Annotated in this window: 11 protein-coding genes; 7 read left to right on the plus strand and 4 right to left on the minus strand. The window is 33.7% G+C overall.

Features of this window, described 5'->3' with window-relative positions; all coding sequences use genetic code 11:
- The first annotated feature begins 11 nt into the window (after positions 1–11).
- Positions 12–2,873, plus strand: coding sequence for a translation initiation factor IF-2 (infB, locus tag ABI549_RS05580; RefSeq protein ID WP_348075467.1), 2,862 nt, complete (start codon positions 12–14; stop codon positions 2,871–2,873).
- A 94-nt stretch (positions 2,874–2,967) separates the two neighbouring features.
- On the opposite strand, the gene ABI549_RS05585 is transcribed toward infB, so the two are convergent.
- From ABI549_RS05585 to ABI549_RS05600, 4 genes are all read right to left on the minus strand, one after another.
- Complete coding sequence (locus ABI549_RS05585; RefSeq protein WP_348075468.1) at positions 2,968–5,817, minus strand: alpha-amylase family glycosyl hydrolase; 2,850 nt, start codon at positions 5,815–5,817, stop codon at positions 2,968–2,970.
- Positions 5,818–5,879: 62 nt separating this feature from the next.
- Positions 5,880–6,968 (minus strand): SusE domain-containing protein, encoded by a 1,089-nt coding sequence (locus ABI549_RS05590; protein ID WP_348075469.1) that lies wholly within the window; start codon positions 6,966–6,968, stop codon positions 5,880–5,882.
- 17 nt (positions 6,969–6,985) lie between these two features.
- Positions 6,986–8,578, minus strand: coding sequence for a RagB/SusD family nutrient uptake outer membrane protein (locus tag ABI549_RS05595; protein WP_348075470.1), 1,593 nt, complete (start codon positions 8,576–8,578; stop codon positions 6,986–6,988).
- 12 nt (positions 8,579–8,590) lie between these two features.
- The gene (locus tag ABI549_RS05600) at positions 8,591–11,626 is read right to left on the minus strand and encodes a SusC/RagA family TonB-linked outer membrane protein (RefSeq protein WP_348075471.1); all 3,036 of its coding nucleotides are present in this window, start codon (positions 11,624–11,626) and stop codon (positions 8,591–8,593) included.
- A gap of 225 nt (positions 11,627–11,851) precedes the next feature.
- Here ABI549_RS05600 and ABI549_RS05605 point away from each other — a divergent pair, with 225 nt between their 5' ends.
- The 6 genes from ABI549_RS05605 to ABI549_RS05630 all read left to right on the plus strand — a co-directional run.
- A complete protein-coding gene (locus ABI549_RS05605; RefSeq protein WP_348075472.1) occupies positions 11,852–12,868 on the plus strand; it encodes a LacI family DNA-binding transcriptional regulator in 1,017 nt (338 codons plus the stop codon).
- A 183-nt stretch (positions 12,869–13,051) separates the two neighbouring features.
- Positions 13,052–14,458 carry an MFS transporter gene (locus ABI549_RS05610; RefSeq protein ID WP_348075473.1) on the plus strand — a complete coding sequence of 469 codons (1,407 nt, stop codon included), beginning with the start codon at positions 13,052–13,054 and terminating at the stop codon, positions 14,456–14,458.
- Positions 14,459–14,468: 10 nt separating this feature from the next.
- A complete protein-coding gene (gene pgmB, locus ABI549_RS05615; RefSeq protein ID WP_348075474.1) occupies positions 14,469–15,128 on the plus strand; it encodes a beta-phosphoglucomutase in 660 nt (219 codons plus the stop codon).
- A gap of 101 nt (positions 15,129–15,229) precedes the next feature.
- On the plus strand, positions 15,230–17,515 hold the full coding sequence (locus ABI549_RS05620) for a glycoside hydrolase family 65 protein (protein WP_348075475.1): 2,286 nt from the start codon (positions 15,230–15,232) through the stop codon (positions 17,513–17,515).
- 4 nt (positions 17,516–17,519) lie between these two features.
- Positions 17,520–19,634, plus strand: coding sequence for a glycoside hydrolase family 97 protein (locus ABI549_RS05625; protein WP_348075476.1), 2,115 nt, complete (start codon positions 17,520–17,522; stop codon positions 19,632–19,634).
- A gap of 7 nt (positions 19,635–19,641) precedes the next feature.
- Positions 19,642–20,597: alpha-amylase family glycosyl hydrolase (locus ABI549_RS05630; protein WP_348075477.1), on the plus strand; the 956-nt coding region annotated here is incomplete at its 3' end.

Raw genomic sequence — 20,597 nt, forward strand, 5'->3', positions numbered from 1 at the left:
AAAAAGATTTTATGTCTGAAGGTACAATAAGAATAAACAAAGTTTTAAGGGAATTTAATATCTCGTTAGAAAGAGCCGTAGATTATCTAAAGGATAAGGGACACGTTATCGAGTCTAATCCTAACACGAAAATCTCTGACGAAGTGTATAATGTTCTGTCTAATCAATTTGCTGGAGACAAAGGGAATAAAGATGCTTCGAAAGAAGTTGGTGAAGAAAAGCGAAAAGAAAAAGAAGCTTTGCGTGTGGAAAGGGAACACGAAATAGAAGAAAAACGCAAGCAAGACGAAGAGCGTCAGCGTCAAGAGGTTATTAAAGCAAAAGCTGTTATAACTGGGCCAAAACAAGTTGGAACAATCGATTTGTCAGCTAAAACGACTATCAAGCCAACAATTGCTCCAGAAGTAAAAGTTGAGACAAAAACGGAAGCCAAAGCTGAGCCAAAAGAAGAAGTGCAAGTTGCAAAAACTCCTGAAAAGACAGAACATCAAAAGCAAAATATAGCTAAAGTAATTCCTGTTAAAGAGAATCCTATTGCTAAAATTGTAGTTAAAGAAACAGTAAAGCCAGTTGTAGAAAAAGTACCAGAAGTAACTTCAAATCCTTCAGTTGAAGAAGCTCCAGTTGAAGAAGCACACGAAACACAATATACAAAGCTTTCTGGACCAACCTTTTCAGGTCAAACTATCGATTTATCACAGTTTAACAAACCTAAAAGAATAATTGAGCCTAACAAAGGTGGTGCAAAACCAGCAGGAGCAGGAAATAATAATAACGCAAACAAAAATAAACGAAAAAGAATTCCTACAAAACCAGGTGAAGCAAATGCGGCACCTAGAACACCAGGAACAAACTTAATTAGACCAAACACTGGTGGCGGAAACGCAACTGGAGGAAGCTTTAATCGTGCTAATAAACCAGGTTTCGTAAAAGGAGCAAGACCAGCTATTGTAGCTAAAGTTGAGCCAACTGAAGAGGAAGTAAAAAACCAAATCAAAGAAACACTTGAGCGTTTACAAGGAAAAGGTAGTAAATCAAAAGCGGCAAAATACCGTCGTGACAAAAGAGACACGCACCGTCAAAAATCTGATGACGAGCAAAGAGAATTAGAAGCTGGAAGCAAAACTATCAAAGTAACAGAATTTGTTACTGTTGGTGAGGTTGCAACCATGATGGATGTGCCAATTACCAAAGTAATAGGAACTTGTATGTCACTTGGAATCATGGTTACCATGAATCAGCGTTTAGATGCAGAAACATTAACTATTGTTTGTGATGAATTTGGTTTTGAAGTAGAATTTATTACTACCGATTTAGAAGAGAACGTCGAAGTTATCGAAGATTCAGCCGAAGATTTAGTACATCGTGCGCCAATTGTAACCGTAATGGGTCACGTCGATCACGGTAAAACATCTTTACTGGATTATGTTCGTAAAACAAACGTAATTGCTGGAGAATCAGGAGGAATTACACAACATATAGGTGCTTACGGAGTAGAGTTAGAAAACGGTCAAAAAATCGCATTCTTAGATACACCAGGTCACGAAGCATTTACCGCGATGCGTGCACGTGGAGCTCAAGTTACAGATATTGCAATTATTGTTGTAGCTGCCGATGATGATATCATGCCTCAAACAAAAGAAGCCATATCTCACGCACAAGCTGCAAATGTGCCAATCATATTTGCCATCAATAAAGTAGATAAACCAAATGCTAATCCTGAAAAAATTAAGGAAAAATTAGCAGCAATGAATTTCCTTGTTGAAGATTGGGGAGGAAAATACCAATCGCAAGATATATCTGCAAAAACAGGTATTGGTATGAAAGAATTATTAGAAAAAGTATTGCTTGAAGCAGAAGTTTTAGATCTGAAAGCAAATCCAAATAAACCAGCAACTGGAACAGTTGTTGAAGCATTCCTAGACAAAGGTCGTGGATATGTATCAACAGTATTAGTCCAAGCAGGAACCATGCGTGTAGGAGATTATATCTTAGCAGGTAAAAATCACGGAAAAATCAAAGCTATGCAAGATGAACGTGGTAATAATGTTACTGAAGCAGGTCCTTCAACACCAATATCTATATTAGGTTTGGCTGGAGCACCAACAGCAGGTGACAAGTTCAATATTTTTGAAGACGAAAGAGAAGCAAAAGCTATTGCTGCAAAACGTACACAATTAATGCGTGAGCAATCTGTACGTGTACAACGTCACATTACACTTGATGAAATTGGTCGTCGTATTGCACTTGGACAATTTAAAGAATTGAATATTATCCTTAAAGGAGACGTTGATGGTTCGGTAGAAGCATTATCAGATTCATTCTCAAAATTATCTACACCAGAAATTCAAATCAACATCATTCATAAAGGAGTTGGAGCCATTACAGAAACTGACGTTATGTTGGCTTCTGCATCAGATGCAATTATTATTGGATTTAATGTTCGTCCAGCAGGAAACGCTAAGCAATTAGCAGAAAAAGAAGAAATAGACATCCGTCATTATTCTATCATCTACGCAGCAATCGACGATTTACGCGATGCGATGGAAGGTATGCTTTCTCCAGAAATGAAAGAAGAGATTACTGGTCTTGCAGGAGTTAGAGAGCTTTTCAAAATATCTAAAGTGGGTACTATTGCAGGTTGTATGATTACAGATGGTAAAATACTAAGAGCAAATAAAGTACGTGTAATTCGTGATGGAGTAGTAATACACACTGGTGATATTATTGCATTGAAACGTTTCAAAGATGATGTAAAAGAAGTAGCAAAAGGGTACGATTGTGGTATCCAAATAAAAGGATTCAACGAAATCGAAATCGATGATATTATTGAAGGATTTACAGAAGTAGCTGTAAAACGTAAATTGAAATAATATTTGATAATTAAGAAAATAATATTACTTAAAAAGGGTCACGCTAGCGTGACCCTTTTTGTTAAAAATAATAAACTAAACTAACTCAAAATCATTATTCTTTTATTAGTTTGATTTTGGTTTGACGATTGTTATCATCAGTTGTTTTTACAAGATAAATACCTTGTTTTAAATCATCTATAGAGTACAAATGGTTACTATCAAAACTACCTTTAAATGTTTTTACTATTTGACCAGTAATATTGTAAATGGTTACATTTGAAGCAAAATGGGTTAAGTTAAATGTGTTATTAGCCGGATTAGGGTATAATGAAATACTTTTTGTTAATTCAAATTCATTGTTTGCTAAACTTGGGGCTAATTGGTTTCCGTAGATTCTAAATTCTCCAGCTGGAATATTTAATGTAGCAGTAGTATTTGTGACATTTATCGAAGAGTTGTCCATTAAGTTATACCAAGTTCCTACATAAGGAAAGTTGGGTATAATATTAAGTGCTGCAACAGAAAAGTTAGAAATTACAACTACGTTTTTTAATGAATTTACAGGAAGTGCATCATCCCAAATATACATTCTTTGTCTAACATTACTTGCGGCTCCATCTGGACTAATATTATAATTCCCTTCAAAAACGGGTTCATTAATTTTTAAAGTATTCAGTTTTGCCCAATCATTATAAATAATAGATCTGTTTGCATCAGCCAACCAGTTGTTTGTCCACTGAGGTTGTGGTTTTGTATCTAATTTACAGTCACCTGGAGTTGGATCGATTTGATTGTTTATAATCCCGTTATTACATGTAAAAATGGAAGAATCCCATCCTAAATCGCCAAAGTGCCAAATCATTTTTGGACCAGGAACTAACAATTCCATAGCAGCCATGGTTGACATTCTTTTTAGTGCGTTATTTAAAATTCTAGCACTTTGCCCTGCAGTGTTTCCTTCAGTAAGTGTTTTGTACATAGTACGTTCTTCGTCATGGCTTTCTGCATAACCAACTAAACGTCTGTTTGTAAAACCTCTGCTGGTGTTTCCTACACGAGCAATATCTCCATTAAAACCTTTTGCTAATGTGGCATATTCGTCAGACATTTTGCCCCACAACATAACACCTTTGCTTGGTGTTTCTCCAATTCTATAATTTGCCCATTGTTGTTCTTCACTATCAGTTCCTAAATGTTCAAAAATAGTGTAATGTGTTGGGTCTAAACTCCAAGAATAATCGGCATAATCTTTTAGAATAGCTACTCTGTCTGCTTGATAAGCATTTGTGCAAGCATCATCTCCAGCAGAACAAGCTTGTGTAAAACCTTTAGTTAAATCCCAACGAAAACCATCAATTTTATATTCTTGAATCCATTGTTTGATAACTCTTTTAGTATAGTTTTTTGTTAATAATGAAGCGTGATTAAAATCGGCACCCACACTATAACTGTGCTTGGCTACAGTATTAAAATAAGGATTTTCTGTGCTTGGATCACCCCAGCCATCACCATCAGGATCACTCATCCACATTCTATTCATGGGATTTCTTCCAAAAGCATGATTAAGAGCAACGTCTAGAATTACTGCGATTCCGTTTGTGTGACATAAGTCAATAAATTCTTTAAATTTATTTGATGTGCCATAAAATTTATCTAAAGCCATGTGAAATGAAGTATTATAACCCCAACTTTCATTGCCTTCAAATTCCATTACAGGAAGTAATTCTATTGCGTTGATTTTTAAATTCTTAAAATAAGAAATTTTATTAATTAAGTCTTGAAAATTACGATTAGCATCAAAATCTCTAACTAGAACCTCATATATTACTAAATCTTCTTTTTTAGGTTTTGAAAAATTAGTATTTACCCAGGAATAAGCAGTTTGTCCCGTTTGTAAAACAGTTACTTCACGATCTTGTCCAGTTGGATAACTTGGTATACTTGGATATGATGCTGCGGGAATATAAGGGTCATCATAAGGTGATAGTACTAATGTAGAATAAGGATCGGCAGTTTTTACCAGCGATGGAGAGTTTGCAATAGGAGTGGTATCTACAACCCAGTATTGATAATTATAGTTTATACCAGAAGTTAAACCAGTAATTTCTAACCAAAACTTTCCAGTTGTTGGATCTTTCTTCATCGCATATGAAGTATTGGGTTGGTAATTATTGAAGCTACCAGCCACATATACAAAATCTTTACCAGGAGCATCAAGAACTAAAGTTGCTTTTGTAGCGTCTCCAGAGTTATAGTTAATTCCGTCATCTAAACCACCTGCCATTGCTTGCGAAGTTGTGCCAGGGTTTACTATAACATTAAATTTTTTCGAAAAAACCGTAACTCCTTGTGTTATTTGTAGCTCATAAGATTTGTTTGTTGTAATATTCAAATCTGTAAAGCTATAAGTTGTACCAGTTGAAGTGTTTATACTTGTTCCGTTTGCTAATAAATTATAATTAGCATTTCCATTGATATTATTAGCTGAAATAGCTAGATTTTGACCACTTGAAATAATTGTACTGCTATTCTCTATTGGAGAAACTAATGTAGCTTGAAAAGCACCAACATTCAGTTGTAAATCTGCCGATTGTTGCGTGCCATCTGCACTTCTAAAAACGATATTTATTTTTGTAATAGTTCCAGCAGCTACACTATAAAAGCTTTGTATTGTTGGGGTTAGATCTAACTTGTAAATATTTCCAGAAACTAGTGTTAAAGCAGGTTGTGTAGTGTTATTTCCCCATGTTCCAATAGTATTAGACCACGTTGTGCCATTTAGTGTTACGCCAGTATGGGCATAAATGGTTCCTGTATAAGCAGATAATCCAGTTCCAGTTTTATCAAAAAGTATAGTTCCAGTTTGATTTGCTTCGGGAGTTAAACCACCTTGCCATGAAACCTGTGAAAAAGAGTTTATGGATAAGAAAGATAGCAATAGTATGAAGTAAATTTTTTTCATATCTGTTTTTTGTTTTATTAAAAAAAGGGCTGAAATATTCCAGCCCTTTTAAAATATTTTATTTAGTTTACGCTATACGTATAAGCTCTTGGATTACTTAAGTCTAGAATAACAGTATAAGTTCCTGGAGTAGCTATTGATAAATTTGGGCCACCAAAATCCATGAATCCATCTCCGTTATTATCACCACCTAAATTTAATGTCCATCCGTTATTTGCTCTAAACTTAAATTCTCCAGCTGTTAAAGCAATTGTAATTTGCCATTTTTTTGTTGTTGAATTATATGTCATGTCATGATCTAAAGCAGGGTCAGGCCATCCGTTTGGAGTTGCGGCACCAGTTATAGCCCAACTAGCAGGATCTGCAGAGTATTTTAATCCATTTGGATTAGCGCCAGTTACAGCACCAGTATTTGCTTTTACATAATAATAACCTGCTGTACCTACATTACAGTTTGATTCTCCAGTTTCTACAAGAGTTCCTGCAAAACTACCATCATCTCCAAAATCTGGAGTCCCCCAATCAAAAGTCCCATCAACTTTAGGAGTTAAAAATTTATAATCCCCATCAAGCCAAACAAATCCTTCATAATCTGTCTTTCCATATGCAGAAGCAGCTAATAATGGTGCAGTTGCTGGAGACCAACCTTGGTGGTTTCCAGGTACTGCGATTTTTGGTAATGCATTAGTGTAAGGAGTTACATTAACTGTAATTACATTTGAATATTGTATTAATGCATTTGCCCCATTACCTAAAGAAGATTTAACTCTAATGTCTATATTAGTAGCAGTATATGGAGTAAAAGTTGGTTCTGGAAGAAATCCGTTTAGTTGTTCGTGTGTCCAAGATAAAAATTTACTATTTGTTGTTCCGGCAGCAATTGGTGTTGTAAAATCGGTTCCACTTTTTGCAATTTCTACAGTGTAATTTGATTGAGAAGGCACGCCGTTTTCACTGTGTTCCCAATCTAAGGCAGCAATTAGATTGTTTGCATTTGCAGGGCTTAATACTAATCCACCTGTAGGAACAGTTGATATAGAAAGTACTGGGCCACCATTAGCAACAGCAACTGGATCGATATCTTTTTCTGTACATGAGCCCAATGAAATTAACAAAAGGGCAAAAATTGTTTTTTTTATAATATTTTTCATTTTCTTAAAATTTATAATTAATAACCTGGGTTTTGTGTCAAATTTGGATTTGCTTCTAAAGCTGTTGAAGGAATTGGGAATAAGTTATAGTTACTAGAAATAGATGTTCCTGTTGCAGAACCGCCTTTCCAAGGCCATAAATAACTTCCTCCAGAAAATTTTCCAAAACGAATTAAGTCAGAACGTCTGTGTCCTTCAAGATTTAATTCTCTTCCTCTTTCGTCAAGAATTACTTGTAGCGAAGCAGGAGAATTTACAACAAACGGTACTCCAGGATCACCAATAACTAATGCAGTAGCACCAGCTCTTGTTCTAACATCATTAAGATAAGTTAATGCTTGTCCTAAAGTTGTTCCTGTTGCGCCACGAACTGCACATTCAGCATACATTAAGTAAGCATCTGCCAATCTGTATAAAGGGAAATCTGTTCCAGAGAAAGAAGTCGGAGTAGATGGTCCTGAAAAATTTGAATTTCTAAATTTAACACAAGGATATCCATTAGTCCATATTTTATAATCTGTCATTTCATAAGTATGACCTCCAGTCCAAAATAATTGTGCTCTTACATCAGTTGAAGCAGCTAGTGCTCCCGCTGAACTACCAAACAAACCATACCATGCTTTTGTAGCTCTATGACCACCCCAACCATCAGTTGCTCCGTAATTGCTTAATGTCATGGTATCACTATTTAGACTTCCATTTACTAGGTAAGTAGTGTTGCCATAGCTTTGACTAGCAAGCGCATCTGCAATAAGTGGGAAAATAATTTCTGTTGAGTTATTGTTGTCTCCAGAAAAATTAGAAACAAAATTAGGCGATAATGAGTAGCCACCTTGTGTAATTACTTTGTTAATATAAGTTGCAGCATCATTGTAGCGAGGTGTTCCTGTATATACTTCAGCATTCAAATATAATTTTGCTAACAACATTCTTACTACAGATTTGTTTGCTCTACCATAACTGTTAGTTTGTGCAATTTTAGCTTCTACATCAAGTAATTCACTTTCTACAAAGTTGAACAATTCAATTCTACTTGCTTGTGGTTTAGGAATTGCATTTCCTAAGTCTGCTTCAGTAACTAAAACACCTTTTCCAAAACAGTCAATCATGTAGTAATAAGCTAAAGAGCGCAAGAAACGCAATTCACTAACATATTGTTCTTCATTAGGAACATCTACACCCTCATTAAGAATTTTGATGATATTACTCGTTTGGGGTACGGTATAATAAACTCTGTCATATAAATATTTAAAGAATTTATTATTAGGACTCCAATCTTTTGTAGTAGTTAATTGGTCTAAACCATCATCTCCCCAACGATTTTTCATGCCATCGGCAGTAAAGTCTTGTAAGTTTATAATTCCTCTTAAAAAAGCAGTTTCTCCTGGATCTGGCCCAGAAATATCTGAACTACCAGGACCACTAGGGCCAGAAAGAGCAAAAGTTCCATACATTTTAGATACAAGCCCTTCAATAGCTTGTGGATCTTGAGCGAGAAGGTTTTCTAGGGAAAGTTCTACTTTTGGTGTGGTATCTAAATCGTTTACACACGAACTAAATAGCAAGCCAACTAACCCCAAACTTAAAATTTTAATTTTTAAATTTTTCATAATCTTTTATTATTAAAAGTTAAGATTTACCCCAAAACTATATAGTCTAGGTCTTGGGTAAAAATTGTTATCTATTCCGTTGAAATTTTCAGGATCTTGCCCACTATATTTTGTAATTAAAAACAAATTGTTTCCGGCTATATATAATCGTAACGAAGCATTTTTAATTGCTTTATTCATTTTGTATCCTAATGTGATGTTTTCGCAACGAATGAAACTGGCATCTTGTAACAAATAGTCTGAAAATGAATTACCAATATTATTATTAAAAGTCAAGTCACTTAATACATTGTTTAGAGAAGTTGCTGCAACAGGTGCTGCATGAGCTACATTTCCAACGAGTAATTCTTTAGTATTGTAAACTAAACCTCCTTTTTGACCTCTGAAACTCGTAGTAAAATCAAAATTTTTGTAATTTGCATTTAATCCAAAACCAAATGTCCAGTTAGGACGCATTGCTTTATAATATTTGTCACTATCAGTTATTGCGCCGTCTTTATTTCTGTCTACATAAGCACCTTCAATTGGTCTTCCGTTGGCATCATAAATTTGTTCAAAAACATACGCAGAATAAGGCTGTAATCCAACTACATGATGTGCAATTTTAACACCTGTTCCGTCAGGGATAGATGATTCGTCGGCAAGAACAGATGTTAGACCTTGTAAATCGGTAACTTTATTATAATTGTAAGCTAAGTTTCCATTTAAATTAAGATTAAAGTTTTCTTTGTCAATAACTTTAATATTCAAGTTAGTCTCAATTCCTTTTCCTTCTGTAGAACCAACATTTTTAACATAATCATTGGTTAATCCTTGTCCTGGAGGAAGGGGTACTTTAGCAAGTAAGTCATTAGTGTATTTTTTATATACATCTACGCTTCCTGAAATAGCTTGATTTTTGAATAATTCAAAATCTAATCCTGCATTATAAGTGGTTGTTTTTTCCCAAGTTAGACTAGAATTAAATCCAAGTGCAGAATAAGTATTGTAACCAGGTAAATATTGACTGTTTTGATTTCCAATGCTAAATAGAGGACTGTTAGGATAGTAACCAATTTTATCAATTCGTGCAATATCTTGTTGTCCTGTTTTACCCCAACCCAAACGTAGTTTTAAGTTTGATATTAGTTTAGAGTCTTGTAAGAATTTTTCTTCGCTTATTTTCCAAGCAAATGCTGTTCCTGGAAAATAACCCCAACGATTAGCTTTGTTGAATAATGAAGAAGCATCAGCTCTCATAGAGAATGTAAATAGATATTTTCCTGCAATATCTACATTACTTCTCCCAAAAAAGGATTGTAAGTTTAATGCATGATAATAACGATTGCTTATATTATTTTTATCAACATTCTCTTCACGTAATCCAGTAGTTGTATTGTACTGATAAATTACTTTGTTACCATCGGTTACAAAGTTTTGATAATTATAACCACCTTGTAAATCGAATTTTTTAATCAAACCTGTTAAATCTTTGCTGTATACCAAATAAGCATCCATTAGTTTGTTGGTAATAGTTTGATTTTCAGAGTAATTTATACCAGGATTAAAAATCCCTGTTATTTTTTGATAAGTCTGAATAGATTTTTCTCCGTAAGTTTCTTCAATTTTCGATTTAGAAGCTTCAAGGCCTAAATTTAAAACAGCTCTTAAGTTAGGAAAAAAGTGTAATTTATAATCAAATTCTACATTTCCAATTATCTTGCTAACTTGTTCAGGACGTCTTCTTTGTTCAAGAACCGCTAATGGATTAGTTGGTCCATTTAATGCGGCTCCATTCATTCCTTGATAATAACCGTCAAAAATATTTGTTGAACTATAGTCATAAATAGGTTTTGTAGGATCCATATTTAAAGCATTTCCAAAAGCACCTCCTTCATCAATTGCATTTTTTTCCGAAAATAACCCTTTTGCATTTACATCTATTTTAAGATGGTTGTCTAAAAACATAGGTGTTAATCTAATAGAAGGTGTAAATCTTTTAAATTCACTGGTTCTAACTAATCCTTCATTTTTTGTATAACCCAAAGAAGCTCTAAATGGCATTTTTTTGAATAAATTAGTTCTTACACTAAAGTTATTATCTGAGGATACTGAATTTTGATAAATCGCATCTTGCCAGTTGGTGTTAGATAATATTCTTCCTTCAATTTCAGGAGTAGAAAGATTGTCTGTTGCAGTTGTAGTTGGATCATCTACTCCTAATAAGTTCGTGTAACCTGGAAAATTTGTTTGAATGAAGTTTGTGTATTCAACACCATCTTTCATTTTAATTTTCTTTTGTATAGATCCTATAGAGACACTACTTGAGAAATTATATTCTGTTGCGCCAGAAGTCCCTTTTTTAGTAGTAATCAAAATCACCCCGTTTGATGCTCTTGCTCCATAAATTGCTGTTGCAGAGGCGTCTTTTAAAATACTGAAAGATTCAATATCGTTTGGGTTTAGTAATGCTAATGAATTATTATTTCCTGCGGCATTTTCATTACTAATAGGAACACCGTCTATTACAATCAATGGACTGTTTTCTGCACTTATAGATCCACCACCACGAATACGAATATTTGGAGCAGAATCTGGATCTCCACCATTGTTTGTAATTCTAACTCCAGCTGCTTTTCCTGTTAGTAACTGATCGACAGAAAAAATAGCACCTTTATTAAATTCTTTCGAAGTAATTAAATCGACAGATCCAGTTGCTTCTTTCTTTTTAACACTTCCGTAACCTACTACAATAACCTCATTTAATTTAGAAGATTCTTCTTCTATTGCAATGGTTACTGTTTTTTGTCCCACGTAGTTTAAAGTAAATTCTTTAAATCCAAGAAAGGAGAAGGTGATTACATCTCCATTTTTTAGATTGGATAATGTAAATGCTCCAGAAAAATCTGTAGAGGCCCCATTATTTGTCCCTTTAACTATTACATTAACTCCAGGTATATTTTCTCCTGTTGATTTGTCTGTAACAGTGCCACTTAATTTGTTCTGTGCAAGCAAACTAATTGGGAGCATGAGTAATAAAAGTAGTAACTTTTTATACATTGTTTTCATACATTTTGTTTAGGTTAATTTTTTGTTTTATTAGCGTATATTTTTACTTCGAATGTTAAATTTAGTTAAATAAATGAACGAACCTAAACGGTTTTTTGAAAACAGCTTCCGAAAACGTTTTCGTGTTGACAACTTTCTTTAAAACATATATTTTTACTTAATAAATTGTCAATAATAAAAAATAAATCTACCTTTATTTAAGAATTAATACTTTCGAAATTTATAATGAGAAAAAAAGTAACCTTAAAACAAATTGCTAAAGAGCTAGATGTATCTATTTCGACAGTGTCTAAATCACTTAGAGATAGTGCCGAAATTAGTGAAGATACTAGGCAAAAAGTTCAAGCATTTGCTAAACTATACAACTACAAACCCAATCTTATTGCTTTAAGTCTAAAAAACAGAAAAACTAAAACAATAGGGATTATTATTCCAGAAATTGTGCATCATTTTTTTGCGACAGTTATTAGCGGTATCGAGCATCTTGCTAACGAAAAAGGATATAATGTCATAGTTTGTCTTTCGGATGAATCATTTGATAAGGAAGTCATTAATATGGAAATGCTTGCTAATGGGAGTATAGATGGTTTTATTATGTCTTTGTCTAAAGAAACACAACAAAAGAAAGATTTTCATCATATTTTAGAAGCCACCAGTCAAGGAATGCCAGTGGTTATGTTTGATCGAGTTACCAATGATATTTTTTGCGACAAAGTAATTATAGATGATAAAACAGCTGCGCAAGATGCGGTAAATTTTCTTATTTATAAAGGAATGAGAAAAATAGGACTCATTACTACGGTCGATTATGTTAGTGTTGGCAAACTACGAACTGAAGGCTACTTGCATGCTTTGCAACAAAATAATATCATTTTAGATGAAAATCTTATTTTAAAAATTGAAGATATTGATAACTGCACTTCAGAAATAGAAAAATTTATTAAAGAAAATGACGTGGACGCTGTTTTTGCAGTCAATGAATTATTTGCAGTAACAGCTATAAAAGCAATTAATCAAATTGGCAAAAAAGTACCAGAGGATATTTCAGTCATAGGATTTACAGATGGGATTATTTCTAAATATTCGACACCATCTATAACGACTGTAAGTCAAAACGGAATTTCAATGGGGCAAAAGGCAGCTAAATTACTGATTGATAGACTAGAAAATGACGAAGAGGACGAGTTTTATACCACCGAAATTATAGAAACACATTTGGTAGAAAGAGAGTCGACTATTTAATAAAGTTATTAAAACTCTAACGTTATAGTTGCTAAGTTTTGCAAAAAATCTAAAATCTAAAATCTAAAATCTAAAAATTTATATATATTTACAATAATTATCAAAGCATATACTTTTACTTCGAAATAAAATTATGTTTTTGATAAGCACATCACGCTTATCGTAATAAATTACAAAACGATAATGGAAAAGCGTAAATTAAGTTTCTGGCAAATTTGGAATATGAGTTTCGGATTTCTAGGAATACAATTCGGATTTGCCCTACAAGGTGGGTTCATGTCTAGAATTTTTCAAACCCTAGGAGCTGATGTTGATAGTATTCCTGGTTTATGGATTGCAGCACCGCTAACAGGTCTTTTGGTTCAACCTATAATCGGATATTTATCAGACAACACTTGGAGTCCTAAATTCGGAAGAAGAAAACCCTTTTTTCTTATAGGAGCCATTTTAGCATCGGTAACTTTATTTTTCATGCCACACTCTCCAGTACTTTGGGTGGCGGCAGGTTTGCTTTGGGTTTTAGATTCATCCATAAATATTAGTATGGAGCCGTTTCGAGCTTTAGTTGCTGATAAATTACCAGAATCACAACGTTCAAACGGATTCGTTATTCAAACCCTAATAATTGGAATTGGAACTTGGATAGCTAGTAATTTGCCTTGGTTGGTCAATAAATTAGGAGTAACTAATGAAGCTGCTGCTGGTGTAATTCCTCCATCGGTTGTTGTTGCTTTTTCTGTTGGAGGATTTGTGTTTTTAGCTAGTATTTTATTTACCATTTTTACCACAAAAGAAGATCCACCTGCGGATTTAGAAAAATTTCATTTAGAGAAAAAAGAATCTCGTTTTATCCCAGATTTAGTATTGAGCTTAAAAGAAATGCCTTCTACAATGAAAAAATTAGGTGTCATTCAGTTTTTTAGCTGGTTTGCCTTTTTTACCATGTGGAGTTTATCTGGTCCAGCATTAACCGAACACGTTTTTAATGCCCCAAAACCAGTTAGCAAAGAATATGCAAAATTGGACAATAAAGGAAATGAGTTGAAAAATAATACGAATGAAATTGTTTTTTTAAACGATGAAAAAGCTAGTGAATACAAACAAAAAGACAAAGAATTTAATGACGCATCCGATTTAGTTGGTTCTGCAACAGGTATTTACGGGTTGTCTTCTATGGTTTTTGCATTGTTACTCACATTTTATACCATGAAAAACAAAATAAATAGAAAATACATCCACATGGCATCATTGATACTTGGCGGGTTGGGTTTTATTTATATGTTTTTCGCAATACCTGCAACATTGTTGTACTCTTTTATTTTAATTGGATTCGCTTGGGGAAGCATATTATCAATGCCGTATGCCATGCTTTCAAGTTCGGTAAATCCAAAAAAGATGGGAATGATGATGGGACTTTTCAATATGTTTATCGTGATACCTCAAATAATTGCTGCTTTGGGAGGAATTAATTTCTTATATAAATTAATTGGCGAAGCCCACATTAATGCGATGCTTTTAGCAGGGATTTCACTAATAATTGCTGGATTATGTAATTTCTTAATTACAGACAAAAATGCAATTTCAGGCTAAAAATATAAAAATGACAAACAAAAAAGCATTCATATTCGACCTAGACGGTGTTATTGTTGATACGGCAAAATATCATTTTATTGCTTGGCAAAAAATAGCCAGCCATTTAGGTATCGAATTTACACCAGAACATAATGAAGAACTGAAAGGTGTAAGCCGAATAAGATCGTTAGAAATAATATTAGGATTAGGAAATATAGTAGCCTCACAAGAGGATAAAAATTATTGGTTAACCCAAAAAAATGAAGATTATCTTTCTTATATAGAAAACATGAATGAGTCTGAAATTCTTCCAGGAGTTAGAGCGATTTTAGAATTTATTAAAGAAAAAAATCAGCTTATTGCATTAGGATCAGCTAGTAAAAATGCCAGACCAATTCTAGAGAAAGTAAAATTATTACATTTTTTTGATGCTATTGTCGACGGAAATGATGTGACAAATGCCAAACCAGATCCGGAAGTTTTTTTACGAGCTGCACAATTGCTAAACTCAACAAATGAAAATTCAATAGTTTTTGAAGATTCAGTTGCGGGAATTCAAGCGGCAAATATTGCTAATATGCTCAGTATCGGTATTGGTGAAACAAAAACATTGCACGAGGCTCAATTTTGTTTTCCGAGTTTTTTACACATTGATACTAGTTTTATCGACACAATTATTAAGAAATAGAATAAAGAAACAAGAGATAAGTGAAAAAGAAATGAGATTAAAAAAAACAAATTATTTTTTAATCTTTCTTCTTTTTTCTTTCATCTATTATCTATAAAAAAATGAATCAAGATTATATAAAACCAGATAATTGGTCTATCATAGAAGAAGGATTTCATGCTGATAGCGTAAAATCGTCCGAAAGTCTTTTTAGTATTGGAAACGGTGCTATGGGACAACGTGCCAATTTTGAAGAAAATTATACAGGAGAAACTTTTCAAGGAAGTTACATTGCAGGAATTTATTATCCAGACAAAACAAAAGTAGGTTGGTGGAAAAACGGCTATCCTGAATATTTTGCCAAAGTGCTCAATGCGCCAAATTGGATAGGAATTAATATCGAAATCAATGGTGAAGACTTAGATTTGGCAAAATGTAAATCGGTCAAAAACTTTCGTCGTGAACTGAATATGAAAGAAGGTTGGTACCATCGTTCTTTTGAAGCAATCTTGCAAAATGGGACTAAAATTCTAGTGAATATTCGCCGATTTCTATCTTTAAATTTAGATGAAGTTGGAGTGATTAATTATGAAATTATTCCAGTAAACCAAAAAGCTCAAATTATTTTCAAACCTTATATCGATGCTGGAGTTCATAATGAAGATGCCAATTGGGAAGAGAAATTCTGGGAAATTCAAGATGTAAATTATTCAGACAACAAAGCATTTGTTACGGCTAGAACTTTCAAAACGCATTTTATAGCCACCACATTTATGCAAAATACTATTTTGTTAAATGGGAATAATTTGAATTTGATACCATCTAAAACGGAAACGGCATCAGATAAAATTCAGTTTTTGTATGAAACGAATGTCGCTCAAGGCGAAAAAATAACTATTCAAAAAATAGGAGGATATACCGTTTCGTTAAACCACAAAAACACACAAGTTGCTGCCGAAAATGTTATTGAATCTGCTTTAGCGAAAGGATACGATAATTTAGTACAAGATCAAATTGAGGCTTGGGCAAAAATTTGGGAAATGTCAGATATCACTATTGATGGCGATGTAAAAGCACAACAAGGAATACGATTCAATATTTTTCAATTAAACCAAACCTATTTAGGGAAAGATTCTCGATTAAATATTGGACCTAAAGGTTTCACTGGCGAAAAATACGGTGGATCTACGTATTGGGACACTGAAGCGTATTGCATTCCGTTTTACATGGCGACAAAAGACCAGCAAGTAGCCAGAAACTTACTAACATACCGATACAATCAACTCGACAAAGCCATTGAGAATGCTACAAAATTAGGTTTTTCTAACGGAGCTGCTTTATATCCTATGGTGACTATGAATGGGGAAGAATGTCATAACGAATGGGAAATTACTTTTGAAGAAATTCACCGTAATGGCGCTATCGCATTTGCTATTTTTAACTACCATCGTTTTACAGGCGACTATTCATATATTCCTGAAAAAGGCTTAGAAGTCCTCATTGGAATTGCTCGTTTTTGGCATCAAAGAGCTACTTTTTCTACCAAAAGAGAGCAATATGTCATTCTAGGAGTTACAGGGCCAAATGAATATGAAAACAATGTAAATAATAATTTTTATACCAATTATATTGCCAAATGGTGTTTGAGTTATACTTACGATCAAATAAAAAAAGTGGCTTCAGAATATCCTTCGGATTACAAACGCATTATCGAAAAAGTAAATATTACAGAGGCAGAACTGCAATCGTGGAAAAAAGTTTTTGACAATATGTATTTTCCATATTCTAAAGAACATAATATTTACCTACAACAAGACGGGTTTTTAGACAAAGAATTAGTCAAAGTTGCCGATTTAGACAAAAGTCAACGACCCATAAACCAAAAATGGTCTTGGGACAGAATTTTGCGTTCTCCGTATATCAAACAAGCCGATGTTTTACAAGGATTTTATTTCTTCGAAGATCATTTTTCTAAAGAAGAATTAGAAAGACATTTCAATTTTTATGAGCCATTTACAGTTCATGAAAGTTCCCTTTCGCCATGCGTACATTCTATTCAAGCAGCAGTTTTAGATAAAATGGATATGGCTTATACTTTTTATCTTAGAACGTCTCGATTGGATTTAGATGACTATAATAAAGAAGTCGAGGAAGGTTGTCATATTACGAGTATGGCGGGAACTTGGATGAGTATTGTAGAGGGTTTTGGAGGGATGCGTGTAAAAAATAACCAATTGCATTTTGAACCTCGAATTCCAGAACAATGGAAAGCCTATTCGTTTAAAGTGAATTTCAGAAACGCAATAGTAAAAATTGAAGTGAATCATAAAGAAACAAATGTTTCGGTTGAAGGAAATCAAGCAGTTGAAGTAATCATTAATGGCGAATCGCAATTAGTAAAAAATTAGTATAATGAAAAAATATTTTGTTTCAGTAATAATCACTTTAATCACTGTTTTTGGTCTTTCTGCACAAGAATTTAAATCGCCAAATGGTAATTTTAAAATGTCATTTTCGCTATTAAAAGAAGGAACGCCAACCTATACTTTATGGTATAAAAATAAAGAAGTTATTAAACAAAGTAAGTTAGGTTTAGAATTACAAAAAGATAAAAAGTCATTGTTGAATGATTTTAAAGTCATTGATACGAAAGAAAGCACGTTCAATGAAACTTGGAAAACCGTTTGGGGCGAAGAAACTGAAATTCAAAATCATTATAACGAATTAGCTATAAAACTAAAACAAAATGAAACCGATAGAGAAATTATTGTTCGTTTTCGTTTGTTTAATGAAGGTCTAGGTTTTCGATACGAATTTCCTCAGCAAAAAAACTTAATCTATTTTGTAATCAAAGAAGAAAGAACCGAATTTTCTATGACGGGAAATCATACTGCGTTTTGGATTCCAGGCGATTACGACACACAAGAATACGATTATACCGAAAGTAAATTATCTGAAATTAGAAGTTTGTTTAAAAAAGCCGTTACCGAAAATGCTTCTCAAAAACAATTTTCAGAAACTGGAGTGCAAACTTCTTTAATGATGAAATCGGCTGATGGATTATACATCAACATTCATGAAGCGGCTTTGATTAATTATTCTTGTATGAATTTGAATTTAGACGATAAAAACTTTGTGTTTCAATCGCACTTAACGCCAGATGCACAAGGAAATAAAGGACATATTCAGGCGCCAAGTGTTTCGCCATGGAGAACTATTATCGTGAGCAACGATGCCAGAGAGGTTTTAGCTTCTAGAATGACTTTAAACTTAAACGAACCTTGTAAAATTGAAAATACTTCTTGGATTAAACCCATAAAATATGTGGGTGTTTGGTGGGAAATGATTACAGGAAAAAGCGCTTGGGCTTATACTGATGATTTGCCATCAGTACAATTAGGAATTACAGATTATTCGAAAGTAAAACAAAGTGCTAAACACGCAGCGAATACTAAACATGTAAAAGAATATATTGATTTTGCAGCACTTCATGGTTTTGATGCCGTCTTAGTAGAAGGTTGGAACGAAGGTTGGGAAGATTGGTTTGGACACGAAAAAGATTATGTTTTCGATTTTGTTTCGGCTTATCCAGATTTTGATGTAAAAGGAATTCACGAGTATGCCAAATCAAAAGGAATCAAAATGATTATGCATCACGAAACTTCTGGAGCAACTACAAATTATGAGCGTCATTTAGATAAAGCATTTCAATTTATGAAAGACAACGGTTATGATGCTGTGAAAACAGGTTATGTTGGGAATATTTTGCCTTTAGGGGAGCACCATTACAGTCAATCTATCTTAAATCATTACCAATATGTTACGGAAAAAGCTGCGGATTATCAAATTATGGTCAATGCACACGAAGCAGTTCGTCCTACAGGAATTTGTAGAACCTATCCTAATATGATAGGTAACGAAGCGGCTCGCGGAACAGAATTTCAAGCGTTTGGTGGGTCAAAAGCAAATCATACTACGGTTTTGCCTTTCACAAGATTAATGGGTGGACCAATGGATTATACACCAGGAATTTTTGAAATGGACATTGCGAAATTAAATCCAGGGAATAATTCTCATGTAAATACTACTATCGCCAACCAATTAGGATTATATGTAGTCATGTATAGTCCACTGCAAATGGCTGCCGATTTACCAGAAAATTACAACCGCTTTTTAGATGCATTCCAGTTTATTAAAGAGGTGCCAGTAGAATGGACCACTTCAAAATACTTAGAAGCAGAGCCTGGTTATTATATCACAACGGCTCGTAAAGATAAAAATTCAAACAATTGGTTTGTGGGTAACGTAAACGGATTAAAAGCTAGAACGTCAACGATTTCTTTAGACTTTTTAGAAAAAGGTAAAAAATACGAAGCTACCATTTATGCCGATGCGAGCGATGCTAATTATAAAACCAATCCGCAGGCTTATAAAATAACCAAACAAAAAGTGACCAATAAAACAAAATTGCAACTAACTGCGGCTTCAGGTGGTGGTTATGCCATTAGTATTGTTGAGGTTAAATAAAAAAATCATGAGAAACTATATCTTATTGTTCGTTACAGTTTTATTTATCAATATGTCATTTGGGCAAATAGATAAAGTGGAACCGCCATTTTGGTACGTAGGAATGCAAAATTCTTCGTTGCAAATTATGTTTTATGGTAAAAACATCTCCCAAAATGAGGTGTCAGTAAGTAATGATATTGTGATTACGCAGGTTCAAAAAACAGAAAATCCAAATTATATTTTTGTAACAATCGATACTAAAAAAATACCAGCTTCTGAAGTTGTTTTTTCATTTTCAAAAGAAAAAAAAGTAGTGTTTACACAAAAATATTCGTTCAAAAACAGAAAAAATAACTCAGCCTATCGAAAAAGCTTCGATGCATCGGATGTTATATATTTAATTATGCCAGACCGATTTGCTAACGGAAACACGAACAACGACAGCACAAAAGACACCCAAGAAAAAGCCGACAGAAACAATCCAGGTGGACGTCATGGTGGTGATATAGAAGGAATCATAAAAAACTTAGATTATATAAAAGAATTGGGCGCTACAACAATATGGAGTACACCACTTTGTGAAGATAATGACAAAGGGTATTCGTATCATACTTATGGACAATCCGATGTGTACAAAATAGATCCTCGTTACGGAACAAATGAAGATTATGTACGTCTTTCGGCAGAAGCCAAAAAAAGAGATTTAAAATTAGTGATGGATTATGTGACCAATCATTGGGGAGCCGAACATTGGATGTACAAAGATTTACCTACTTACGATTGGGTACATCAATTCCCAGGATATTCGCAATCCAATTACCGAATGGAAACGCAGTATGATCCAAATGCTTCAAAAATTGATGCAAAAAACTGTATGGATGGATGGTTTGTACCTTCCATGCCCGATTTGAATCAGTCCAATCCTTTGGTTTTAAATTATTTAACACAAAACGCTATTTGGTGGATAGAATATGCTGATTT

The organism is Flavobacterium sp., from assembly GCF_039932285.1.
In the GTDB taxonomy this organism is placed as follows: Bacteria; Bacteroidota; Bacteroidia; order Flavobacteriales; family Flavobacteriaceae; genus Flavobacterium.